The sequence below is a fragment of the Phenylobacterium haematophilum genome (assembly GCF_014196295.1).
Lineage (GTDB): Bacteria > Pseudomonadota > Alphaproteobacteria > Caulobacterales > Caulobacteraceae > Phenylobacterium > Phenylobacterium haematophilum.
The window spans coordinates 116,411-140,312 of record NZ_JACIDK010000007.1; the positions used below are offsets into that span (position 1 = coordinate 116,411).

Annotated in this window: 20 protein-coding genes; 15 read left to right on the plus strand and 5 right to left on the minus strand. The window is 69.1% G+C overall.

Annotated elements, in window-relative coordinates; translation table 11 throughout:
- The first annotated feature begins 12 nt into the window (after positions 1-12).
- The 11 genes from GGQ61_RS19160 (at position 13) to GGQ61_RS22330 (ending at position 9,578) form a co-directional block, all read left to right on the plus strand.
- A complete protein-coding gene (locus tag GGQ61_RS19160) occupies positions 13-183 on the plus strand; it encodes a Flp family type IVb pilin (RefSeq protein WP_183776371.1) in 171 nt (56 codons plus the stop codon).
- Between the two features lie 86 nt (positions 184-269).
- The gene (locus GGQ61_RS19165; RefSeq protein ID WP_183776373.1) at positions 270-446 is read left to right on the plus strand and encodes a Flp family type IVb pilin; all 177 of its coding nucleotides are present in this window, start codon (positions 270-272) and stop codon (positions 444-446) included.
- A 125-nt stretch (positions 447-571) separates the two neighbouring features.
- Positions 572-1,087, plus strand: coding sequence for a prepilin peptidase (locus GGQ61_RS19170; RefSeq protein ID WP_183776551.1), 516 nt, complete (start codon positions 572-574; stop codon positions 1,085-1,087).
- A gap of 139 nt (positions 1,088-1,226) precedes the next feature.
- The gene (gene cpaB / locus GGQ61_RS19175; RefSeq protein WP_183776375.1) at positions 1,227-2,090 is read left to right on the plus strand and encodes a Flp pilus assembly protein CpaB; all 864 of its coding nucleotides are present in this window, start codon (positions 1,227-1,229) and stop codon (positions 2,088-2,090) included.
- On the plus strand, positions 2,087-3,673 hold the full coding sequence (locus GGQ61_RS19180) for a type II and III secretion system protein family protein (RefSeq protein WP_183776377.1): 1,587 nt from the start codon (positions 2,087-2,089) through the stop codon (positions 3,671-3,673). Before cpaB ends, GGQ61_RS19180 begins: the two co-directional genes overlap by 4 nt.
- Positions 3,670-4,353 carry a CpaD family pilus assembly protein gene (locus GGQ61_RS19185; RefSeq protein WP_183776379.1) on the plus strand — a complete coding sequence of 228 codons (684 nt, stop codon included), beginning with the start codon at positions 3,670-3,672 and terminating at the stop codon, positions 4,351-4,353. The genes GGQ61_RS19180 and GGQ61_RS19185 overlap by 4 nt, the downstream gene beginning before the upstream one ends.
- Positions 4,354-5,841 (plus strand): CpaE/TadZ family protein, encoded by a 1,488-nt coding sequence (locus GGQ61_RS19190; RefSeq protein ID WP_183776381.1) that lies wholly within the window; start codon positions 4,354-4,356, stop codon positions 5,839-5,841.
- Positions 5,842-7,368, plus strand: a complete 1,527-nt coding sequence (locus GGQ61_RS19195; protein WP_183776388.1) for an ATPase, T2SS/T4P/T4SS family — start codon at positions 5,842-5,844, stop codon at positions 7,366-7,368.
- A 6-nt stretch (positions 7,369-7,374) separates the two neighbouring features.
- Positions 7,375-8,352 carry a type II secretion system F family protein gene (locus GGQ61_RS19200; RefSeq protein ID WP_183776553.1) on the plus strand — a complete coding sequence of 326 codons (978 nt, stop codon included), beginning with the start codon at positions 7,375-7,377 and terminating at the stop codon, positions 8,350-8,352.
- 4 nt (positions 8,353-8,356) lie between these two features.
- A complete protein-coding gene (locus GGQ61_RS19205) occupies positions 8,357-9,343 on the plus strand; it encodes a type II secretion system F family protein (protein ID WP_183776390.1) in 987 nt (328 codons plus the stop codon).
- 49 nt (positions 9,344-9,392) lie between these two features.
- Positions 9,393-9,578 (plus strand): oxidoreductase-like domain-containing protein, encoded by a 186-nt coding sequence (locus tag GGQ61_RS22330; protein ID WP_221221144.1) that lies wholly within the window; start codon positions 9,393-9,395, stop codon positions 9,576-9,578.
- On the opposite strand, the gene GGQ61_RS19215 is transcribed toward GGQ61_RS22330, so the two are convergent.
- Entirely contained in the window at positions 9,575-11,203 is a 1,629-nt protein-coding gene (locus tag GGQ61_RS19215; protein ID WP_183776392.1) for an ABC-F family ATP-binding cassette domain-containing protein, read from the minus strand. The genes GGQ61_RS22330 and GGQ61_RS19215 overlap by 4 nt on opposite strands.
- Positions 11,204-11,438: 235 nt before the next feature.
- Between GGQ61_RS19215 and GGQ61_RS19220 the strand changes: the two genes are divergently transcribed.
- Positions 11,439-12,695: a glycosyltransferase 87 family protein gene (locus GGQ61_RS19220; protein ID WP_183776394.1), complete on the plus strand. Its 1,257-nt coding sequence runs from the start codon at positions 11,439-11,441 to the stop codon at positions 12,693-12,695.
- 16 nt (positions 12,696-12,711) lie between these two features.
- On the opposite strand, the gene GGQ61_RS19225 is transcribed toward GGQ61_RS19220, so the two are convergent.
- Positions 12,712-13,422: an oxygen-binding di-iron domain-containing protein gene (locus tag GGQ61_RS19225; RefSeq protein ID WP_183776396.1), complete on the minus strand. Its 711-nt coding sequence runs from the start codon at positions 13,420-13,422 to the stop codon at positions 12,712-12,714.
- 305 nt (positions 13,423-13,727) lie between these two features.
- Between GGQ61_RS19225 and GGQ61_RS19230 the strand changes: the two genes are divergently transcribed.
- A complete protein-coding gene (locus GGQ61_RS19230) occupies positions 13,728-18,917 on the plus strand; it encodes a DUF4347 domain-containing protein (RefSeq protein WP_183776398.1) in 5,190 nt (1,729 codons plus the stop codon).
- Between the two features lie 139 nt (positions 18,918-19,056).
- On the opposite strand, the gene GGQ61_RS19235 is transcribed toward GGQ61_RS19230, so the two are convergent.
- Entirely contained in the window at positions 19,057-19,884 is an 828-nt protein-coding gene (locus GGQ61_RS19235) for a TauD/TfdA dioxygenase family protein (protein WP_183776400.1), read from the minus strand.
- A gap of 81 nt (positions 19,885-19,965) precedes the next feature.
- On the opposite strand from GGQ61_RS19235, the gene GGQ61_RS19240 reads away from it, so the two are divergent.
- Positions 19,966-20,646 carry a Crp/Fnr family transcriptional regulator gene (locus tag GGQ61_RS19240; protein WP_183776402.1) on the plus strand — a complete coding sequence of 227 codons (681 nt, stop codon included), beginning with the start codon at positions 19,966-19,968 and terminating at the stop codon, positions 20,644-20,646.
- On the opposite strand, the gene GGQ61_RS19245 is transcribed toward GGQ61_RS19240, so the two are convergent.
- Complete coding sequence (locus tag GGQ61_RS19245; protein WP_183776404.1) at positions 20,643-21,536, minus strand: NAD(P)/FAD-dependent oxidoreductase; 894 nt, start codon at positions 21,534-21,536, stop codon at positions 20,643-20,645. The genes GGQ61_RS19240 and GGQ61_RS19245 overlap by 4 nt on opposite strands.
- 104 nt (positions 21,537-21,640) lie before the next feature.
- Between GGQ61_RS19245 and GGQ61_RS19250 the strand changes: the two genes are divergently transcribed.
- Positions 21,641-22,078: an Rrf2 family transcriptional regulator gene (locus GGQ61_RS19250; protein ID WP_183776406.1), complete on the plus strand. Its 438-nt coding sequence runs from the start codon at positions 21,641-21,643 to the stop codon at positions 22,076-22,078.
- Here GGQ61_RS19250 and GGQ61_RS19255 read toward each other — a convergent pair.
- Positions 22,075-23,889: a flavin-containing monooxygenase gene (locus tag GGQ61_RS19255; protein WP_183776408.1), complete on the minus strand. Its 1,815-nt coding sequence runs from the start codon at positions 23,887-23,889 to the stop codon at positions 22,075-22,077. The two genes, GGQ61_RS19250 and GGQ61_RS19255, sit on opposite strands and share 4 nt — an antisense overlap.
- Positions 23,890-23,902: the final 13 nt, after the last annotated feature.

Here is a 23,902-nt window from a genome sequence, read left to right on the forward strand (position 1 = left end):
AGGAGATCGAGCATGTCGAAGTTCGTTTCGCGCTTCCTGAAGGACGAATCTGGCGCCACCGCCATCGAATACGGCCTGATCGCGGCTCTCATCGCCGTGGCCCTGGTCACCGCCATGGGCTTCCTGGGCTCGGGTCTGAAGAACTCGTTCGAAGGCATCCAGAAGACTCTGGAAGGCAAGTAAGCCTCACCGGCGACCGCGGCGGCGAGAGCCGCCGCGGTTAGGCCGTTCTGAAGGCGTTCCGCGCACGGCTGCCGGGAGGGTTCGAGATGAGAAAATTTCTCAAGCGGTTCAGCGTTCAAAAGTCGGGCGCCACTGCTATCGAGTACGCTCTGATGGCGGCGCTCATCAGCGTCGTTCTGGTCGCCGCCCTCGGGCCGTTGACCACCGCGCTGACGGGAGCTCTGCAGACCGTCGCCAACGCCTTTCCCCAGTCGCTTCCCTAGGGAAGGGACCGGGATCGATAAGAAAAGGGCCGCTCTCGCAGCGGCCCTTTTTCTTTTCAATCATCCATTCACGGCTGCAGGCGCACAGTGCCGGTGAACAAAAGTTCCGGACCGATTGAGAAATGATCACGCTCCTCCAGGCCGCGCTGCTGCTCTTCTTCCCGGTGCTGGTGATCGTCGGCGCGCTGCGCGACCTGACCAGCTTCACCATCCCCAACTGGATCTCCGGCCTGCTGATCGTCGCCTTCTTCCCGGCGGCGCTGCTGGTCGGTCTCGCGCCCGCGGCTATCGGGACGCATTTGCTGGTCGGGTGTGCGGCGCTGGCGGTCGGCATCGTCATGTTCGCCCTGCGCTGGATCGGCGGCGGCGACGCCAAGCTGTTCGCGGCCGCCGCGCTCTGGCTCGGCGCCCCCGCGGCGCTCTCCTACCTAGTGATGACCGGCCTGGCCGGCGGCGCCCTCGCGCTCGCCCTGATCAGCCTGCGCTCGCCGATCCTGCGGCCCTACGTGCTCAGCGGCCCGGCCTGGTTCGGCCGCCTGGCCGATCCCGAGGAGGCGGTGCCATACGGCGTGGCGATCGCGGCCGGAGCCCTGGCGACCTTCGCGGACTCGCCGCTGATGCAGGCCTGGCCTGGTTTCTAAACGTAGCTTTAGGCCGCGTTAACCATGGGCCGCGCAAACAGACCCTGCCGGCAAAACGCCGGTCGACCGAATCGCGTGCGCCCGCGGACCGCGGCGCACTCGCCCGTCATCCGCTTGCGCGGAGCCTTGAGCACCGACCATGGGTTCAGCCCGTATCGCCTTGCTGGTCGTCGCCGCGATCGCCGCCATTGGGTTGGCCTTCATCGTGCGCGGCATGGTCACGCCCAAGCGGCCTGAAGCGGTCGCCGCCGCCGCGCCGGCGCAGCCCGTCGTCCAGGTCCTGGTCGCCAAGCGCGAACTGCCGATCGGCACCCGCCTGACCCCGGCCGATCTTGGCTGGCAGCCCTGGCCCGCCGATGCGCTCAACGCCGCCTTCGTCACCGACGGCGGCGCGCCGGCCCTGCCGGCCAAGATGCCCGACAAAGCGGTCCAGAAGGCGGCTCGCGTCGCCAACGACATGGTCATGCCGCAAGGCCCGATGCAGGCCTTCGAAGGCGCCATCGTCAAGGAAGCCCTGGCCGCGGGCGAGCCGGTGGTGGCCCGCAAGGTGGTTCGCGCCGGTCAGAGCGGCTTCATGGCCGTGGTGCTGCAGCCGGGCATGCGGGCCATGGCGGTGCCGATCAACGCCGAGACCGCCGCCGGCGGCTTCATCCTGCCGGGCGATCGGGTCGACGTGCTGCAGAGCCGCACCGATTCCAACGGCGGTTCCAAGACGATGCTGACCGAAGTGCTGATGCGCAACGTCCGCGTCCTGGCCATCGACCAGAACATCGAGCCGGCCAAGGACGCCCGCACCATCGTCGGCGGCGTCGCCACCCTCGAAATTCCTGCTGGGGACGTCGAGGTCATCGCCCGCGGCAAAGCCCAGGGCGAGATGCAGCTCGCTCTCCGTTCCTACGCCGATATCGGCGGCGCGCCGGGCCGCGGCGTCGCCAGCCGCGCCTCCGCCCAGGGCGTGCGTGTGTTCCGCGCCGGGCAGGTCACCGAGGTCGCCAATCCATGACGCTGCGCCGCACCCTCATCGCGCTCGCCGCCTTCGCCGCCGCCCTGACGCCGGGCGCGGCCTTCGCCCAGGCCTCCGAGGCCGCCGCCCCGGCGATGGCCGCCGGCCTCGCCGCCCAGTCGGCCGTGGTCCGCGTCAACCTCACCGGCGGGACCGCGTCCCAAGCGCTGAACCTGCCGACCGGCAAGTCGGCGATCATCGAACTGCCGGTCGACGTCCGCGACGTGCTGGTGACCAATCCCGGCGTCGCCGACGCTATGCTGCGCTCGCCGCGGCGGATCTTCATCCTCGGCCTGAAGAGCGGCACCACCGACGCGGTGTTCTTCGACTCCGCCGGCCGCCGCATCCTGGCGCTCGACATCCGCGTCGACCAGGACCCGACCGCCGTCGCCCAGACCATCAACCGCATCGTTCCCGGCGCCCGCGTCCAGGTCGATTCGATGAACGAGAGCCTGATCCTCTCGGGCCAGGTGCCGAACCTGGCCGACGCCGACAAGGCCCTGCAGATCGCCCGCGCCGCGGTCGCCAAGCCCGAGCAGGTGATCAACATGCTGGGCGTCGCCGGCAAGGATCAGGTGATGCTCAAAGTGCGCATCGTCGAGATGCAGCGCAACGTCATCAAGCAGCTGGGCTTCAACCTCAACGCCGTGCTCGGCCAGCTTGGCGAGACCCAGTACCAGTTCGGCACCATCGCCGGCTTCGGCGTTAACGGCTCGCTGCTCGGCGGCATCACCGGCGGCTGGCAGACCAACACCACCAAGCAGCCGGTGATGCAGTTCCCCTGTACGTTCGACACGAGCAAGATGTGCGATGTCGTGGTCCGCGATGCGACTCAGGCTTCGAACTGGAACACCGCCACCCTCAAGGACACCGCCGGCAGCCCCGGCCTGAACAAGGGCGAGGCGACGATCAAGGCGTTCGAGCGGGTCGGCCTGGTCCGCACCCTGGCCGAACCGAATCTCAGCGCCGTCTCCGGCGAGTCGGCCAAGTTCCTGGCCGGCGGCGAATTCCCGATTCCGGTCGCTCAGGACAAGGACGGCGGCGTCACCGTCGAGTTCAAGCCCTTCGGCGTCGGTCTCGGCTTCACCCCGGTGGTGCTGTCGTCGGGCCGCATCTCCCTGAAGGTCTCTACCGAGGTCTCCGAACTGACCAGCCAGGGCGCGTTTTCCCTCAGCACGCCCGGAACGAGCGCGGCGCTCACCATTCCGGCCCTGACCGTCCGTCGCGCCGAGACCGCCGTCGAACTGCCGTCCGGCGGCTCGATGATGATCGCCGGTCTGCTGCAGGAGAAGACCAAGCAGAACATCGACAGCCTCCCGGGCATGACCACCCTGCCGGTGCTCGGCACGCTGTTCCGCTCGCGCGATTATCTGGCCGGCGAGACCGAGCTGGTGATCTTGGTGACCCCTTACATCGTCGAGGCTGTGAGCCCTGGCCGTCTGCAGACGCCGGTCGACGGACTGAAGATCGCCGACGACCCGTCCACCGTGCTGATGGGGTCCTTGATCAAGGCCTACAACGCCAATCCCCAGGCGCAATCGGGGCGCAGCTATCAGGGGCCGCACGGCTACGTGATCGAATGAGCGCACTTCGCCTTTCCGTCCTGTTGTTCGCCGGCGCCGCGCTGGGCGCCTGCGCCGCCATCCCGCGCCCTGCGCCCGAGCCGACCCGCGCAGAGGCGGCTCTCACCCCGACTGAGCTCTGGGCCGCGGACGTGAGGCCGCAGGCGCAGGAGATCTATCTCGCGGTCCACGCTCAAGGCCTCTCGCAGACCCAGCAGGACGCCCTGGCCGGGTTCGCCGGCGACTGGCGGCTGGGCTCGCGGGGCCCGATCACCCTGCGTGCGCCGGTCGGCGGACCGGACCCGGCGATGGTCTCGCGCGCGACCGAGGGCGCCCGCGCCATGCTCGCCGGCTACGGCGCCGAAGTTCGCGTCCAGGGTTACGAGGCCAAGGGCGACGTCGCCGCGCCGCTGATCGTCGGCCGCGAAGGCTACACGGTGTCCGTGCCGACCTGCGGCCTGCAGTGGGAGAACATCTCGAAGTCGGCGACCAATCAGGTGCAGTCGCAGTTCGGCTGCTCGGTGACCGCCAACATGGCCGCCCAGATCGCCAACCCGTCCGACCTGCTGGGGCCGGCGGCGATCGATCCGGCTGACGCGCAACGCCGCGCCGTCGTGCTCGACAAGTACCGCAAGGGCGAGATCACGGCCTCGGCGCGCGACAGTCAGGCGACCGGAGCGGTGTCGCAGGTGGTGAAGTAAATGAAGCCGCAGCAGGGTCACGATCCCTTCGACCTAGACTTCGACGCCGACGACGAGTTCGCCACGACTCAGGACGAATCCTGGCGCGATAGCCCGCCGGCCGCCGCGGCCGATCCTTTCGGCGATCCCTTCGCCGACCTGCCGCCCGTACGCGAGAGCGCTCGCGGCGAGGCCCGCCTCGAGGCCGCCGACGACGAGTTCGGCGGCGCGCCGGCCGTGCCGCCGCTGCCGCCGGAGCGGCCGGCCGCCAATCCCGTGCACGACATGATCGCGGGGGCCGAAGCCGCCTTCGGTGAAGCCAGCCTTCCGCGCATCACCGTTCACATCTACTGCGCCAACCCGGAGACCGCCGAGTTCGCGCAGGTCGCCGCCGCCGACCGCCGCATGGAGCGCGGCGTCGTCGCCGTGCGCATGGGCGGCCTGCCCGCCGCCGTCGAGGCCTATCAGAATGAGGCCACGCCCTCGCTGGTCATGGTCGAGAGCGCCGACCCGGCCTCGGTGCTCCTGGCCCAGCTCGACCGCCTGGCGGAGGTCTGCGACCCCGGCACCAAGGTGGTGGTCATCGGCTCGGCCAATGACATCGCCCTCTATCGCGAGCTGATGCGCCGCGGGGTGTCGGAGTATCTGGTCCCGCCGCTCAATCCGCTGCTGATCGTGCGCACCGCCACCGGCCTCTACGCCGATCCTTCCGCGCCGTTCATCGGCCGCCAGATCGCCTTCTGCGGCGCCAAGGGCGGGGCCGGCGTCTCGACGGTCGCCCACAACGTCGCCTACTCGATCAGCGAGCGGTTGCAGACCGGCGCTGTGCTGGTCGATCTCGACCTGCCCTTCGGCACCGCCGGCCTCGACTTCAACCAGGACCCGCTGCAGGGCGTCGCCGACGCGCTGGGCCAGCCCGACCGCCTCGACCCGGTGCTGATGGACCGGATGATGGCCCGCTGCTCGGACCGCCTGTCGCTGTTCGCCGCCCCGGCGACGCTCGACAGCGACTACGACATTTCCGCCGAGGCCTTCGAGGAGGTGACCCAGAAGATCCGCAGCGCCGCGCCCTTCGTGGTGCTCGACCTGCCGCACGTCTGGAACGCCTGGAAGCGCAAGATCCTGCTGTCGTCCGACGATCTGGTCATCGTCGCCACGCCGGACCTCGCCTCGCTGCGCAACGCCAAGAACATCGTCGATCTCGTGCGCCGCGCCCGGCCCAACGACGCCCCGCCGCGCCTGGTGCTGAACCAGGTCGGGGTGCCCGGCCGCCCGGAAATCCCGGTCAAGGACTTCGGGGAGGCGCTGGACCTCACCCCGGCTCTCTGCCTGCCGTTCGATCCCAAGCTGTTCGGCCAGGCGGCCAACAACGGCCAGATGATCAGCGAGGTCGGCCCCAAGTCGAAGTCCGCCGAGGGCCTCGACCAGCTGGCCCAGCAGATCGCCCGGCGCGAGCCGCCGCAGGTCCAGAAGGCCTCGCTGCTCTCCAGCCTGTTCAAGAAGAAGTAGATGTTCGGCAAGCGTCCCACACAAGGCGGGTCGCAGGCGCCGCGCCAGGCGCCGCCCCCCGCCGCCGAAGGCCCGGCGATCGCCACGCGTCCGCAGCGCATCGAGCCGGCCGCTGCGCCCAGCGCCCCCGTGCAGACGCCGCCGCCGGCCGAGCGCGCCGCCAAGCCGGCGGCTGGGCCCAAGCCGACGCTGGGCTTCGAGCAGCTGCGCGCCGCCCAGGGGCCTGCGCCCACGACCCAGGTCGTGCGCGAGCAGAGCGACTACTATCACGCCACCAAGACCACGATCTTCAACGCCCTGATCAACACGATCGACCTGGCCCAGCTGGCCCAGCTCGACACCAAGCAGGCCGCCGAGGAGATCCGCGACATCGTCGCCGAGCTGGTGGCGATCAAGAACGTCTCGATGTCGGTGGCCGAGCAGGACACCCTCGTCCAGGACATCATCAACGACGTTCTCGGCTATGGGCCGCTGGAGCCGCTGCTCGCCCGCGACGACATCGCCGACATCATGGTCAACGGCGCCGGGCGGGTGTTCATCGAAGTCGCCGGCCGCGTGCAGCTGACCAATGTCCGCTTCCGCGACAACGCCCAGCTGATGAACATCTGCCAGCGGATCGTCAGCCAGGTCGGCCGCCGGGTCGACGAAAGCTCGCCGATCTGCGACGCGCGCCTGCCCGACGGCAGCCGCGTCAACGTCATCGCTCCGCCCTTGGCGCTGGATGGTCCGACCCTGACCATCCGGAAGTTCAAGAAGGACAAGCTGACCATGAAGAACCTGGTGGAGTACGCCTCCATCAGCCCGGAAGGGGCGCGGGTTCTGGGGGTCATCGGCGCGTGCCGATGCAACCTGGTCATCTCCGGCGGTACGGGCTCGGGCAAGACCACCCTGCTTAACACCCTGACCGCCTTCATCGACCCCTCCGAGCGGGTCATCACCTGCGAGGACGCAGCCGAACTGCAGCTGCAGCAGCCGCACGTCGTGCGCCTGGAGACCCGCCCGCCGAACCTCGAGGGGCAGGGCCAGATCACCATGCGCGACCTGGTCAAGAACTGCCTGCGGATGCGACCGGAACGGATCATCGTCGGCGAAGTCCGCGGCCCGGAGGCCTTCGACCTCCTCCAGGCCATGAACACCGGCCACGACGGCTCGATGGGCACGCTGCACGCCAACTCCCCGCGTGAGGCGATCAGCCGGATGGAATCGATGATCACCATGGGCGGCTACGGCCTGCCCTCGAAGACCATCCGCGAGATGATCGTCGGCTCGGTCGACGTGATCATCCAGGCCGCACGCCTGCGCGACGGCTCGCGCCGCATCACCCACATCACCGAGGTCGTCGGGCTCGAAGGCGACGTGATCATCACCCAGGACCTGTTCGTCTACGAGATCACCGGCGACGACGCCGACGGCAAGGTCCTCGGCCGCCACCGCTCGACCGGCATCGCCCGGCCGCGCTTCTGGGATCGGGCCCGCTACTACGGCCTCGAGCGTGAACTCGCCGAAGCCCTCGATGCGGCGGAGTAGCCGATGCTGCTGACGCTGCTGATCGCGGTTCTGGGCTTCGTCGCCATCGCCGGCGTCGGCCTGGCTCTGGCCGGCGGCTCGACCGCCGACGCCAAGACCCTGAAGCGCGCCCAGGCCCTGGTCGGCGGCGACGAAGCGCGCGAGGCGGGCCGCCGCCGCCCGGCGGCCACCGCCCAGGAACAGCGTCGCAAGCAGATCCTGAAAACCCTCAAGGACCAGGACCGCGAGCAGAAGAAGGCGCTGCTCAGCATCTCCTCCAAACTGCGCCAGGCGGGCCTGGGCATGAAGGTCAGCTCCTTCTGGATGATCAGCGGCGGTCTCGCCCTCGTGGTGCTGCTGATCGCCTGGGCCGTGACCAAGATGCCCCTGATCGCCTTCGGCCTGGCCTTCGCCGCCGGCCTCGGCCTGCCGCGCTGGGTGGTCGGGGCGATCGCCAAGTCGCGGATCAAGAAGTTCACCGAGGCCTTTCCCGACGCCATGGACATCGTCGTGCGCGGCATCAAATCGGGCCTGCCCGTGCATGACAGTCTGCGGGTCATCGGCAAGGAGGCGCCAGAGCCGCTGGCTGGCCAGTTCAACCGCCTGGTCGAGAGCATCGGCATGGGCATGACCGTCGATCAGGCGCTCGAGAAGATGCACGCCGAGATGCCGACGCCCGAGGTCCGGTTCTTCGCCATCGTGCTGGCGATCCAGGCCAAGACCGGCGGCAACCTGGCCGAAGCGCTGGGCAACCTCTCGACCGTCATCCGCTCTCGCAAGCTCATGCGCGAGAAGGTCAAGGCGCTGTCGGCCGAAGCCGTCGCCTCCGCGGCGATCATCGGCAGTCTGCCGCCCGCCGTGGCCATCCTGATCTTCATCACCGCGCCCGACTACATGGGCCCGCTGTTCACCGATCCGCGCGGCCGCGTGATGCTGATGATCGGCGCCTTCTGGATGTCGCTCGGGGTGCTCTCGATGCGCAAGATGATCAACTTCAGGCTCTGACGGCATGGTCGAGGCGCTCACCAACCCGGCCAACCTGCTGACGATCTTCGTGGCGGTGGTCTGCTTCGCGACCATCGTGACCATCGCCATGCCGATGATGGACCGCCGCAATCTCGAGGCGCGGCTGAAGTCGGTGTCGACCCGCCGCGAGGAGCTGCGCCGCAAGTCTCGCGAAGCCCTGGCCGGCGCCCGCGGCCAGAGCACTCTGCGCCACGTCGACGAAGGCCTCTACAAGAAGGTCGTCGAGCGGCTGCAGCTCTCGCGCCTGCTCGAGGATCCACAGGTGGTCGACAAGCTGGCCCAGGCCGGCTTCCGCGGACCGCGTCCGGTGTCCACCTTCTACTTCTTCCGGTTCATCCTGCCGTTCGTGTTCTTCATCGTGGTCGGGGCCTATCTGTTCCTGGTCAACGATTTCGGCCTGCCGCCAATGACCCGCTTCTTCTTCGCGGTGGTCGGCCTGACCGCCGGCTACTACGCGCCGAACGTGTTCATCAGCAATGTCGCCACCAAGCGCCGCGACTCGATCGTCGGCGCCTGGCCCGACGCCCTCGACCTGCTGCTGATCTGCGTGGAAAGCGGCATGTCGATCGAGGCGGCGATCCAGAAGGTCAGCCAGGAAATCGGCGGCAACTCGATCGAACTGGCCGAGGAACTGACCCTGCTGACGGCCGAGATCTCGTATCTGCCCGAGCGGCGCATGGCCTATGAGGGCCTCGCCCGCCGCACCAACCATCCCGGCATCAAGTCGGTGACCACCGCCATGATCCAGGCCGAGCGCTACGGCACCCCGCTCGGCGCCGCCCTGCGGGTCATGGCCAAGGAAAACCGTGAGATGCGCATCGCTGCGGCCGAGAAGAAGGCCGCCCAGCTGCCGGCCAAGCTGACGATCCCGATGATCGTCTTCTTCCTGCCGGTGCTGTTCATCGTCATCCTCGGCCCGGCCGCGCTCAAGGTCAGCGACCTGATGCGGGCCGGGGCGGCGGGCGGCTAGGCGCCGCCGGGCCTGTTCATCGCCGGGCTGGGCGGCTAGACCTTCGCCGGTGAGCGTCGCCCCGATCCCTCCGCCGCCGACCCGTCCGCACGAGGACGAATGCTGCCGGCGCGGCTGCGATCCCTGCATCTTCGACTACTACGACCGCGCCCTCGACCGCTGGAGCGAGCGGGTCCGCAAGCTGGACGCCGACCCCGACGCGATTCTCAGGACGCTCTCGCCGCCCACGCCTTAGCCGCCCGGGTGCAGCCCCGGCGCTTCCTGGCCGGTGCGCGCGACGTACTCCGTATAGCCGCCGCCGTACTGGTGGACGCCCTCGGGCGTCAGCTCCAGCACGCGGTTCGACAGCGCTCCCAGGAAGTGGCGGTCGTGGCTGACGAACAGCATGGTGCCCTCGAAGTCGGCCAGGGCCGCGACCAGCATCTCCTTGGTCGCCATGTCGAGGTGGTTTGTCGGCTCGTCGAGCACCAGCAGGTTCGGCGGGTCGAACAGCATCTTGGCCATGACCAGTCGCGCCTTCTCGCCGCCGGACAGCACCCGGCAGGGCTTTTCAACGTCGTCGCCCGAGAAGCCGAAGCAGCCCGCCAGGGTGCGCAGCGCGCCCTGGCCCGCCTGCGGGAACGAACTGTCAAGCGACTCGAAGATCGTCTCTTCGCCGTCCAGCAGGTCCATCGAGTGCTGGGCGAAGTAGCCCATCTTCACGCTGGCGCCGATGTTGACCACGCCCTGGTCGGGCTGGGTTGCGCCGGCCACCAGTTTCAGCAGCGTCGACTTGCCGGCGCCGTTGGCGCCCAGCACGCACCAGCGCTCCTTGCGGCGCACCAGGAAGTCTAGGCCTTCGTAGATCGGCTGGTCGCCATAGGCCTTGTGGATGCCCCGCAAGGCGACGACGTCGTCGCCCGACCGCGGCGGGCTCCGGAACTCGAACTGGACGGTCTGGCGGCGGCGCGGCGGCTCGACGCGTTCGATCTTGTCGAGCTTCTTCACCCGGCTCTGCACCTGGGCGGCATGGCTGGCGCGCGCCTTGAACTTCTCGATGAACTTGATTTCCTTGGCCAGCATCGCCTGCTGGCGCTCGTACTGCGCCTGGCGCTGCTGCTCGGTCAGCGCGCGCTGCTGGTCGTAGAAGTCGAGATCGCCCGAATAGGTGATCAGCGAACCGGCGTCGATCTCCACCACCTTGCCGATGATGCGGTTCATGAAGGCGCGGTCGTGCGAGGTCATCAGCAGCGCGCCGTCATAGTTCTTGAGGAAGGCCTCCAGCCAGATCAGGCTTTCCAGGTCCAGGTGGTTGCTGGGTTCGTCCAGCAGCATGCCGTCGGGCCGCATCAGCAGGATGCGGGCCAGCGCCACGCGCATCTTCCAGCCGCCTGACAGCAGGCCGACGTCGCCGTCCATGCGTTCCTGGCTGAAGCTCAGGCCCGCCAGCACCTCGCGCGCCCGCGCCTCCAGCGCATAGCCGTCGAGTTCCTCGAAACGCTCCTGCACCTCGCCGTAGCGTTCGATGATGGCGTCCATCTCGTCGGCCTGGTCGGGATCGACCATCGCCGCCTCCAGCTTGGCCATCTCGGCGGCCAGGGCGCTGACCGGACCGACGCCGTCCATCACCGCGGCGACCGCGCTCTGGCCCGACATCTCGCCGACGTCCTGGCTGAAATAGCCGATGGTCATGCCGGCATCGATCGCGACCTGCCCGTCGTCGGGCAGCTCCTGGCCGGTCATCATCCGGAACAGCGTCGTCTTGCCCGCCCCGTTCGGGCCGACCAGTCCGACCTTCTCGCCCTTCTGGACGCCCATCGACGCCTCGATGAACAGGAGTTGGTGGCCGTTCTGCTTGGTGATGTTGTCGAGGCGGATCATGGGGGCGGCTGCTAGCGCGGGCGGACGCGGAAAGCCAGCCTCAGCGCCGCAGCAGGGCCGGGCGCGACCACGCGTCATCCCCGCGCCTGCGCGCGGCCGTCGAGATTCCCGAACTACAGTCGCGCCAGTCTCAGGCAACGCCGCAGATTTCGCCTGATGCTTAAGGGACTGTTCAGCACGTCGGCGCGACGGTCCGGGGCCTGGCGAACAAAGCGTCGGTCAAAGGGACGAGCCTGTGGCCCGAAATCATAATGTGTTCGGGATCGGCCGCAGCCGGCTGCTGCTCCTGGCCCTGATCGTGCTGGGCGTTCTGCTCGCGGTCATATCCTCGGTGCGCTTTCAGGCCCCTGAGCTGCTCGGCCAGAAAAAGGTGCTGACCGACTTCGACGCCTTCCATCTCGCGGGCCGACTGGCGCTCGAGGGCCGGGTGTCGGAGGCCTATCACGCGCTCTCGATGTTCGCCGCCCAGATGGAGATCGCGGGAACCGCCGCGTTCATGCCCTGGACCTACCCGCCGCCGTTCACGCTGGCGATGCAGGGGCTCGCGGGGCTCCCCATCGGCGCGGCGTTCCTGGCGTTCGCCCTCGGAAGCTTCGCCTTCTACATCTGGGTGCTTCGGCGCATCGCCGGGCCCTGGCTGCCCGGCGTCGTGATGGCCGTCGCTCCGGCGATCCTGCTCAACCTGCGCACGGGTCAGAACGGCTTCCTCATCGCCGGGCTGATCGGCGCCTTCCTGCTGGCGTTTCGCGACAATCGGCGCGTGGCCGGCCTGCCGCTGGGGCTGCTGATCATCAAGCCGCATCTGGCCGTGGCCGTCGGGCTGATCGTGCTGCTGCGTAGCCGATGGGCGGTCGCCGTCATCGCCGGGACGGTCGGACTAGCCCTGCTGGCGATTTCCACGGCGGTCTACGGCCTCGGGATCTGGCTCGACTTCCGCGACGCCGTGGGCGAGGCCAGCCGCTTCCTGGCGGCCGGCTACTACCCGCTCTTCCGCATGAACTCCGTCTACGCCGCCGCCCACAGCCTCGGCGCCGCCCCCGCCGCGGCCATGGCCCTGCAGGCGGCGAGCGCCGTCGTCTCGCTGGGGATCCTGGGCCTGGCCTGCATCAAGGGCCTGGCGTTCAACCGCCTGGCCGCCCTGGCCTGCGCCGCGACCGTCTGCGTCAGCCCGTACGGCTACGACTACGACCTGACGGTGCTCGGGGTGGGGATCGCCTTCATCTTCCCCGAGCTCGTCGCGCGCAGCACGCCCCGGCAGTTCATGTCGTGGTTCGCCCTGACATGGCTGGCCTGCGGCTACGGCCTGGCGTGGTCGACCGCGATGCACGACGACGGCACGGGCGTCGCGCTCGACGCCAGCAACGCCGGCCTTTCCTTCACCGCCCCGGTGCTCTGGCTGCTGTTCGGGCTGACCTGGCGCATCCTCACCCAACCCCCGGCGGTCGAGGCGGCGCAGGGCGAGCAAGCGCAGGCCTCACGCCAGGCGGCCTAGCCTCCGCGCCCGCCGCTCACTGGCCGGCGCAATGCGCCGCCAGCGCGCGCAGCGCCGCCGCGCCGTCGCCGCGGAACGACGATCCATGCATCAGGGCCAGGGTCGTCGGCTCCAGGCCGGCGAGCTGGTGCAGCACCGCGCCGGTGTTGGGCGCCATCGACATCGCGTGGAACACCTCTTCCATCGCGATCGCGGGCCCGGCGACGTCGCTCTCGGTAAGCGCCGGCCCGTCGCCGCCGTGGGTCAGCAGATCGCCGCAGAACAGGGTCGAACCGGTCTCCTCGTAGAACAGGCCCGCCTCCCACCCGTGCGGCACATGCGGCGTGTCCATCCAGCGCATGCGCTTGCCGCCAAGGTCGATCGTCTCTCGGTCGGCCAGCGGCCGGGGCGGGCGATCGGCCAGGTCGTTCAGCGAAACCATGCACGCGGTCTGGCCATGGACCACCTCGGCGTGTGGGGCGGCCGCCAGCCAGGCGTTCAGCGCGCCGCACTCGTCGGCCTCGACATGGCCGAAGCCCAGGTATCGGATGCTGGCCAGCGGCGTCACCCGCTCGACCGCGGCGGCGATCGACGGATGCATCGCCCGATGCCCCAGGTGAAACAGCATCGGCGCGTCGGCCAGGATGAGGAACTGGTTGAACGTGAACGGCTCGGAGCCGATCCCGCTGACCGCCGTCGAAAAGCGGTAGATGCCGTCAGCGATCTCGAATGTCTTGGTGTCGGACATGTCGCGCGCCTCCGCCGCGAGATGTTACAGAACGACGGTTTTCGAACAAGGCGAAAGGTCGGGGGCCCGGGGCCAAGTCCGCTGGGCGCCAGGAGCGGACATTCGCCGCGAGGCCGAAAGCGGGCTCCTTTGAAGCTCCGCTACAAGGAACGTCGCGATGGGCCGGAGCGCGCCCGTGGTAAGGCTATCTTAATCAGGACGTAAAACCTTGCCGAGGCTGGGGCGCCACCAGCCGTTGTGTTTTGGGTCGGTCTGGGGGACGCGTGCTGAGTTTGGAAGTAGCGGCCGGGAACCGGTCTGAAGTCGTGTTCGTCGATACCCGCGTCGAGGGTTATGAGACCATCGTCGCCGGAGTGGCTCGGGGCGCCGAGGTGGTGCTGATCGACGCCAGCGGCGACGGCTTTGCGCAGATGGCGCAGGCGCTTGCGGGCCGGACGGACATCACGGCGATCCACATCGTCGGACACGGCCAGGCCGGCGTCCTGATGCTGGGCTCGGCCACGCTGCGTGCCGCCGACATCGACGCCTATGCCGGCGAGCTCGGCGCCATCGGCGGCGCGCTGGCGCTGGACGGCGACATCCAGCTGTGGGGATGCGAAGTCGGCGCAGGCCCCGAGGGCGCGGCCTTCATTCAGGCCCTGGCCGCCGCCACCGGCGCTGACATCGCCGCCTCGGACGATCTGACCGGCGCGGGCGGCGACTGGGTGCTGGAGACACAGATCGGAACGATCGAGACCTCGGTCGCGATTACTCCGGCGGGACAACATGCCTTCGCCGGTACGCTGGCTATCGGCAGCGAGAACTTCGACGGGCTGGGACTGATCGATGCCGTCAACGCCACGACGCTGACCGCAGGCAACTGGCAGTTCACCAGCGGCAGCGCCGCAGATCACGCCGTAGCGTCCTCAGACGAATTCGCTGTTTGGCTCAACAATGACGAGGGTAGCGCGAGCGACCGTGCGGTAGTCCTCAACTACAACGGCGCTCTCATCACGAACTACACGATGAAGTCGGCCGACGGGACGAACTTTGCGTTGCAGTCGTTCAAGATTGGACAGAATTCCGGTGCTAGCCAGACTCTGACGATCGCAGCCTATTCCAATGGCGTTCAGGTCGTCGCGCCGGAAGCGGTCAACCTGGCTGCGTCCGACTCCACTGGGGGCGTCAGCTACGCGCTTGGGCTGAACGATTTTAACGGTGCTTACGGCACGCTCACCTTCAGCAGCGCCTATGCGAACATCGACGAAATCCGCTTCGTGTTCGACGGCGCTTCGGATCTGCATATCGACAACATCGCCGTCGCTCCGGCGGATGTCACTGCTCCCGCCTTCGTTTCCGCGGCGGTCAACGGCGCCACGCTGGTGATGACCTATAACGAGGCGAACACCCTCGACGCCGTCAATGGGCCCGCCGCCGGCAGTTTCGCGGTTATGGCTGATGGCGCTTCAGTCAACGTCAATTCGGTGGCGGTGAACGCCGGCGCGAAGACGGTGACGCTGACGTTGCAGAGCGCAGTGACCGCAGGTCAGGCGGTGACGGTGGCCTATACCGATCCGAGCGGCGGCGACGACGCCAACGCCATTCAGGACGCCGCCGGCAACGACGCCGCCTCGCTTCCCTCCACGAGCGTGACCAACAACACGGTGGACCCGGCGCCCTCGATCAGCGGCAACATCGCAGTGCCGGCCAATGGCAGCTATGGCGCCGGCCAGACGCTGAGCTTCACCGTCACTTTCGATGAGAACGTCACGGTGGTCGGGACCGACAGCACGCTTGGCCTGACCGTCGGCAGTGCGGCGCGTAGCGCGGCCTACGCCTCCAAGACCGCCAATTCGATCACCTACGCCTACACTGTGCAGGCGGGCGACACCGACGCCAACGGCATCGCGGTCGGCGGAATCTCGCTTGGCGCGACCACCATCCGCGACGGCGCCGGCAACGACGCCAACCTGGCTCTCGGCGGCCACGTGCCGTCGACCGCGGGCGTCCTGGTCGACACGACCGCCCCGGAAGTCGCCAGCGTCGGCGTGCCGGCGAACGCCACCTACGTCGCCGGCCAGGCGCTGAGCTTCACCGTCAACTTCGATGAGAACGTCACCGTCGTCGGGACCGACAGCACGCTCGCCCTGACGATCGGCGCCACGGCGCGCACCGCCGCCTATGCGTCCAAGACGGCCAACTCGATCACCTACACCTACACGGTCCAGGCCGGGGAAGCGGACGCCGACGGCGTCACCGTGGGCGCGCTCTCGAAGGGCTCCTCGACCATCCGCGACGCGGCCGGCAACGACGCCGTCCTGACCCTGAACAGCGTGGGCTCGACTTCCGGCGTGCTGGTCGACGGCACCGTGCCGAGCGTCACCGGCAACGTCTCCGTTCCGACCGACGGCATGTACGTGGCGGGGCAGACGCTGAGTTTCACCGTCACCTTCGACGAGAACGTCACTGTGACCGGGACCGGCAGCACGCTCGACCTGACCATCGGGGCCACGGCGCGCACCGCGGCGTATGCATACAAAACGGCCAACTCGATCACCTACACCTACACGGTGCAGGCGAGTGACAACGACGCCGACGGCATCGCGGTCACCGGCATTTCGCTGAACGGCGGCACGATCCGCGACGGCGCCGGCAACAATGCGAACCTGAACCTCAGCGGCCACGTGCCGTCGCTTGCAGGCGTCCTGGTCGACGGCGGCGCGCCCTCGGTCAGCGGCGCCATCGCCGTGCCGGCCAACGGCAGTTATGGCCCCGGCCAGACGCTGAGCTTCACGGTCGCCTTCGACGAGAACGTGACCGTGACCGGGACCGACAGCGTCCTGGGCTTGACCATCGGCAGCACCGCGCGTGAGGCGGCCTTCGTTTCCAGCACCGCCAACTCGGTCACCTACGCCTACACGGTGCAGTTGGGCGACACCGACGCCAACGGCATTGCGGTCGGCGCTCTCAATCTGAAAACGAGCACGGTCAAGGACCTCGCCGGCAACGACGCCAACCTGGCCCTCGGCGGCCACATCCCGTCGACCGCGGGGGTCCTGGTCGATACGACCGCTCCGGGCGTCGCCAGCGTCAGCGTGCCGGCGAACGCCACCTACGTCGCCGGCCAGAACCTCGATTTCACCGTCACCTTCGATGAGTCCGTGACCGTGACCGGCGGCGACAGCACGCTCGCCCTGACGGTCGGCTCGGCCTCCCGCAGCGCCACCTTCCTGTCGAGCAGCGGCGGCACAGCCACCTACCGCTACACCGTTCAGGCCGGGGAGACTGACGTCGACGGCATCACCGTGGGCGGCCTGTCGCTCGGGAGCTCGACCATCCGCGACGCGGCCGGCAACGACGCCGCCCTGACCCTGAACGGCGTCGGCTCGACTTCCGGCGTGCTGGTCGACGCCATTGTGCCGAGCGTCACCGGCAATATCTCCGTTCCGGCCAACGACACCTACGTCGTGGGCGAGACGCTGAGTTTCACCGTCACCTTCGACGAGAACGTCACCGTCACTGGGACAGACAGCACGCTCGGCCTGACCATCGGGGCCACGGCGCGCTCCGCGGCGTATGCGTCCAAGACCGCCAACTCGATCACCTACAGCTACACGGTGCAGGCGGGCGACAACGACGCCGACGGCGTCGCGATCGGGGCGATCTCACTGGGAACGAGCGCAATCCGCGACAGCTCCGGCAACAACGCCAACCTGTCGCTGACCGGCCACCTTCCATCGACCACCGGCTTGCTGGTCGACGCCGTCGCGCCTGTGTTCGTGAGCGCCAGCGTCAACGGCGCCACGCTCGTCATGACCTATTCCGACGCCGGTCTGCTGGACGCGGCGCATGCGCCTGCGGCAGGCGCCTTCAGCGTCATGGCGGGAGGCGTTCAGGTTTCCGTGACGGCGGTGGCAGTCAATGGCGCGGCGCATACCGTCACCCTGACGCTGGCCTCGCCCGTCACGGCCGGGACGGCGGTCACCGTCGCCTATACCGATCCGACCGGCGGCGACGACGTCAACGCCATCCAGGACCTAGGGGGCGCCGACGCGGCGAGCCTCGCCGTCACAAGCGTGACTAACAACACGCCTACGCCTACGCCGACGCCCGACCCCACGCCGACATCCCCGCCCGTCACAACGACGGTGGACGGCGCACAGGTGCAGACTCAGACCAGCACGGCGCCGGACGGTTCGGTGAACCAGGTCGTGACCATTCCGGTGGTCCAGGCCGGGCGTGTGGAGCAGGTCGGGAACAACGCGGTCGCCGACATCCCGCTGGTGAAGGACGGCGCCGGCCAGGCCCTGCTCGCGCTGCAGGTTCCCGTCGGCTACGGCTTGCAGGCGAGCGGCTCGGCCCAGCCGAAGCCGGCCGGCGATGCGCTGACCGACCTGATTCGCGAGATCAGGGCGCATACCAACAGCGGCTCGCAGGATCAGGGACAACTGGGCGGCGCCGGGACGGACTTTGTGAATGGTCTTGGCGCCAGCACGCCCCTGCTGGTGCAGACCATCGTCACGACGGGCGCCGACGCGGCCCCGGGGGCTCAGCCGCTGACGATCAGCGGCCAGCCGCAGGCGGTTGGCCAACCGCAGACCGCGCTGGTCATCGACGGGCGCTCCAATCCGGGCGTCCATATCGAACTGCAGAACGTCGAATTCGCCGCCATCATCGGCAGCGCCACCGTGACCGGCGGAGCGGGCTCGCAGCATGTCTGGGGGGATGGCGCGAGCCAGACCATTTTCCTGGGGGCTGACGACGACGTCCTGCACGGCGGGGGCGGGAATGACACGGTCGGCTCCGCCGGCGGGAACGACGAAGTCTACGGCGACGACGGCGACGACGTCGTGTTCGGCGGCGAGGGCGCCGACTTCGTCCATGGCAACGCCGGTAACGACACCGCGCGGGGCGATGCGGGCGACGACCGCGTCTATGGCGGGAAGGGCGACGACCAGGTGTTCGGCGGCGCCGACAACGACCTGCTGTTCGGCGACCTGGGCCAAGACACCTTGCAGGGCAACACCGGCCACGACACGCTCGACGGCGGCGGCGGCGACGATCTCATGTTCGGCGGTCAGAACAACGACCAGCTGCTCGGCGGCGAGGGCGATGATCGTCTCAACGGCGATCTGGGGAACGACACCCTGCAGGGCAATGTCGGCCGCGATACTCTGGAGGGCGGCGCTGGAGCCGATCTCCTGTACGGCGGTCAGGACAATGATGTTCTGTCCGGCGGCGAGGGCGCCGACACCCTGTTCGGCGACCGCGGCGACGATACGCTGACGGGCGGCGCCGGCGCGGACCTCTATGTGACAGGCAGCGGCAGGGGCGAGGACCGGGTCCTCGACTTCAACTTCGCCGAGGGTGATCGCGTCGGGCTGCTGGCCGGGACCACCTACAGCACAGCGCAGGTCGGCGGGGACACGGTGATCACCCTGACCGGCGGCGGGCAAATGACCCTGGTCAATGTTCAGTTGTCCGGCCTGGGCGAGGGCTGGATCACGACGATCTAACGCCCCCGGGGCGCCGCCGGGGAAGGAAGCCCTTGCTCCAACCGATCTTGTGAGCCGGAAGCGGTCGTTCCCCGCTTCGGCTTTGAGCCCATTACGGACGCACTGGATTTAGCTTCCAGCGCTGGCCGCCCCGCCGCCCCTAAGCCGCCAGCGGACCGCCGGCGATGGTGATGCGGTGCATCAGCCGGTGGTGGCCCTGATAGTCGTTCATCGCCTGGTGCCAAGTGGCGCGGTTGTCCCAGATCGCCATCGAGCCGGGCTTCCACGAGAAGCGGTGCACGAATTCCGGCTTGACCGCATGCTGGTAGAGATAGGCCAGCAGAGCGCGGCTCTCGTCGCGGTTCCAGCCCTCGAAGCCCAGCGTGAAGGCCGGGTTCACGTACAGCGCCTTGCGCCCGCTCCCGGGGTGGGTGATCACCACCGGATGCACCGCGCTGGGGGTGTCGGTCTTGCCGGCCAGGTGCGCCTGGTCGGTCTTTCCGTAGACGCCGTCCATTCCATAGATGTGCTCCGAGGCGTGGACCGCGCGCAGGCCGGCCAGCGTCGTCTTCAGCCCGTCCGACAGCGCCTCGTAGGCGGCGTACATGTCGGCGAACATCGTGTCGCCGCCGCTCGGCGGGGTGTCGATGGCCAGCAGCACCGAACCCATCGCCGGCTCGACGTCATAGCTGTGGTCGGTGTGCCAGCCGCCGCCGATGTTGGTGGTCTGGGTCTCGGTCTTCTCGACCTTGGCGATCTGCGGGTACTTCTCCGACGGCGGGAAGTAGCGGTTGACCACGATCGGCCCGATCTGCTCGGCGAAGGCGATGTGCTGCTCGGGGGTCAGGTGCTGGCCGTGCAGGAAGGCGACGCCGCGGCGGAAGACCGTCTCGCGGATCAGGTCGATCTCGGCGGCGCTGGCGGTGGGCAGGCTGACATTGGCGATCTCGGCGCCGCAGCCTTCGAGTTCACGGACGATGGCGGTCATGGTCGCCTCCCTGGCGTGGTCTTTCGCCGAGCCTAGGAACGGCGCTCGCGCAAGATTGTCACTGAGGTTACAGTCTTCGCCATGTCCGACGACCGCCGCCTGGCCCTGGACGTCCTCGCCTCCGCCGGCTGGCTGGCGCCCTATGGCGACGAGATGGCCCAAGCCCTGCTCGCCGAGGGTCAGCTCGCCCGGCTCGCCGCCGGGCGCTGGGCCCAGGCCGAGGGCGACGAGGAGACCGGGCTGCTGGCCGTCATCGAGGGAGCGGTCGATCTCTACTGCCAGGCGCCCGGCGATCGCGAGGTGCGCTTCAACCAGGCCGGCCCGGGCGCCGCGCTCGGCCAGAGCGTCGCCTTCGGCGGCGGGCCGCGCATCGTCACCGCCGTCTGCGCCCAGGACAGTCTGCTGCTGCGGGTCTCTGACGCCGGGCTGGAGCGCATCGCCCGCACCCGGCCGGAGATCTGGCGCGCGCTCGCCGGCCTCGTCTATCTGCAGCTGCGCGGCGCGGTGCATCTCGCGGCCGACGCCATCTCGCTGCCGCCCCGCCAGCGCCTGGCCTCGCGGCTGGCGGCGATGGTCCGCAGCCGCCTGGGCCCGCCGCGGCTGCCGCTCAGCCAGCAGGCCCTGGCCGAGATGGTCGGGCTCAGCCGCAAGACCGTGAACGGCCTGCTCGCCGAGTTCGCCCGCGAGCGCCTGATCGCCCTCGACTACGGCGCGGTCGAGGTGCTCGACCTGCGCCGCCTCGAGCGGGTCGCCGAAAGCTAGAGCCCGACCAGCGACAGGTGCGCCCCGAACCCGGCCATCGCCCCGGCCGCCGAGGCCAGCGTGCCGTTGTGCATCTGCATCGCCAGGTCGCCGGCCGCATAGACGCCGGCCACGCTGGTCTGCTGCCTGTCGTCGACCCGCACATAGGGCCCGGTCATGCCGTCCTCGAAGGCGCAGCCCAGCTGTTCGGCCAGCGGGCTGGCCGGGCTCGTGCGCGGCGCGACGAACAGGCCGGCGAGCGCGACCTGGCGCCCGTCCGCCAGCCGCGCCGCCGACAGCCGCGGCGCCTCGCCGACCAGCTCCACGATCGGCGTCGCCTCGATGGCGACCCCGCGCGCGGCCAGCTTCGCCGCCGTCTGCCCGTCCGGCGCCGCGCCCCCCTGCAGGAACAGGGTCGTCGGGCCCCACTCGGCGATCAGCCCGGCCTTGAGGGCATGGGCCGGGTCGCCGCCCAGCACGCCGATCGGCCCGCGGTTCATCTCGTAGCCGTGGCAGTAGGGACAGTGCAGCACGCTCCTGCCCCAGCGTTCGGCCAAGCCCGGCAGGTCGGGCAGGGCGTCGCGCACGCCGGTGGCCAGGATCAGCCGCCGGCCCGCCAGCTCGGTCCCGTCGTCCAGTTCGACGCCGAAGCCGTCGATCTCGCCCCCGGCGCGGGTCGCCAGGCCGTCGGCGAACTCGACGCTCGGATAGGCGCTGAGCTGCGTCAGCCCCGTGCGCATGATCGACGCCGGGGCGACGCCGTCCTGGCCCAGGAACCCGTGCGCGGCGTCAGCGAACCGGTTGCGCGGCGCCCCGGCGTCGATCACCAGCAGCTTGCGCCGGGCCCGCGCCAGCTGCATCGCCGCCGACAGTCCCGCAAAGCTCGCCCCCACCACGATCGCGTCGTACATCGTCCATCTCCGTATTCGATACTTTCGAAGTTACGGATATGGGCGCGGCGATCGTTTCCGCAACTGCCCTTGTTACGATTGTGCGCAGGGGCCATATCTGCGCCATGCGCACCGACAGCCGACTTTCGCGAATGCTGCACGCCCTGATCCACATGGACCGGCTGGGCGGCAAGGCCACCTCAGAGCAGCTGGCGGCGATGCTGGCGACCAATCCGGTGGTCGTGCGCCGCACCATGGCCGGCCTTCGCCGCGACGGGCTGGTGGCGTCCGAGGCCGGGCAGGGCGGCGGCTGGGCGCTGGCCCGCCCGCTCGACGACATCACCCTGCTGGACATCTACCGGGCCCTGGGCGAGCCGACGCTGTTCGCCATCGGCCAGTCGCAGGACCATCCCGAATGCCTGGTCGAGCAGGCGGTCAACGGCGCGCTGGAGGAGACCCTCAGCCAGGCCCGCGAGCTGATCTCCGCGCGGTTCGCGGCCGTCACCCTCGGGGATCTCTCCCGCGATTTCGACGACCGCTTCGCCGCGGGGCGGGGTTCCTAGCGGAACTCCAGACCTTCGAACTGGCCAGACTTCCGCCAGCCGTCGATGTACTGGAAGTAGGCGCTGGCCCCGGCCGGATAGCCGACGTTCAGCTTGGCCGCCGGGCCCGGGTCCTTGCCCTCGTTGTTGTAGTAGCCGGGCGTGCAGTCCGGCGCGCCCATCATCCGGCCCATGCCGCTCAGCATCAGCGCGACCCAGGCGTCCTGCGCCTCCTGGGTGACCTCGACCTCGGCGAAGCCGCCGTCCAGCGCGTGCTTGATGGTCACCGCGATCGTGCGGCCGGAGTCGGTCAGGTTGTGCGGAATGTTCGAGATCAGGTTCGCGCCCTGGGTCGGCTGCACGAAGAAGGCGTTCGGGAAGCCGCGCACGTGGATTCCGTGCTTGGACTTGATCCCCTCGGCCCAGGCCTCCGACAAGGTCAGGCCGTCGCGCCCCGTCACCTCGAAGCCCGAGCGGCGCTTGTAGTCGGTCCCCACCTCGAAGCCCGAGGCGTAGATGATGCAGTCGACCTCGTACTCCTGGCCGGCGACCACGAAGCCGTTCTCGGTGACCCTCTCCACGCCCTGGCCGTCGGTGTCGATCAGGTGCGTGCCCGGCGTGTTGAACGCCTGCAGATAGGCGTCGTGGAAGCACGGGCGCTTGCAGAGCTGGCGATACCAGGCCTTCAGCTTCTCGGCGGTGTCCTTGTCGGCCACCACGGCCTCGGCCCGCGCGCGGATCTCCTCCATCTTCTCGAAGTCGGAGTCCTCGTAGGCGGCCAGCATCTTCACCGGCGTGCGGTCTTCCGGCGCCAGCTGCATGATCTTGGCGCGGATGCGGCGCGACAGGTCCGTCCAGCCGTCCATCACCAGGTCCTCGTCGGCGTTGCCGCCGGCCTGGTTGGCGGTGAAGTTCTCCAGCCAGCGCTGCTGCCAGCCGGGCGTCGCGATGCTCGCGAACCACTCCGGATCGATCGGCGCATTGGCCCGCACGTCCACCGAGGAGGGCGTGCGCTGCACGACGTAGAGCTCCTTGCAGGCGCGGGCCAGGTGCGGCACGGCCTGCACGCTGGTCGCCCCGGTGCCGATGATCGCCACCTTCTTGTCGGCCAGCTTCTCCATCAGCGCCCCGCTCGGATCGCCGCCGGTGTAGTCGTAATCCCAGCGGCTGGTGTGGAAGGCGTGGCCCTTGAAGCCCTCGATGCCGGGAATGCCGGGCAGCTTGGGCACGTGCAGCGGCCCGGTGCCCAGGCCGATGAAGCTGGCGGTGAAGGCGTCGCCGCGGTTGGTCGAGATCACCCAGCGCGAATGGGCCTCGTCCCAGGCGATGCCCGTCACCTCGGTGTGGAAGAGGGCGTTGTCATAGAGGCCGTACTGCTTCCCGATCCGCTGGCACTGGGCCAGGATCTCCGGCGCATGGGCGTACTTCTCGGTCGGCATGTGACCGGTTTCTTCCAGCAGCGGCATGTAGATCATCGAGGCGGTGTCGCACTGCGCGCCCGGATAGCGGTTCCAGTACCAGGTGCCGCCGAAGTCGCCGCCCTTCTCGACGATGCGCACGTCGGTGACGCCCTGCTCGACCAGCCGCGCCCCGGTCACCAGCCCGGCGAAGCCGCCGCCGACGAAGGCGAAGGTGACGTGGTCGGTCTTCGGCTCGCGCGCCACGACCGGGGTGTAGGGATCCTGCGCATAGTGGGCGAAGCGGCCGGTCAGCTGCTGGTACTGATCGTTGCCGTCGGTCCGCAGCCGCTTGTCGCGCTCGGCGATGTACTTCGCCAGCAGCGCCTGCTTGTCGATCCGCCCCTTGGCGGGCGCGTCGGTGACGGCGGTCATGCGAAAATTCCCC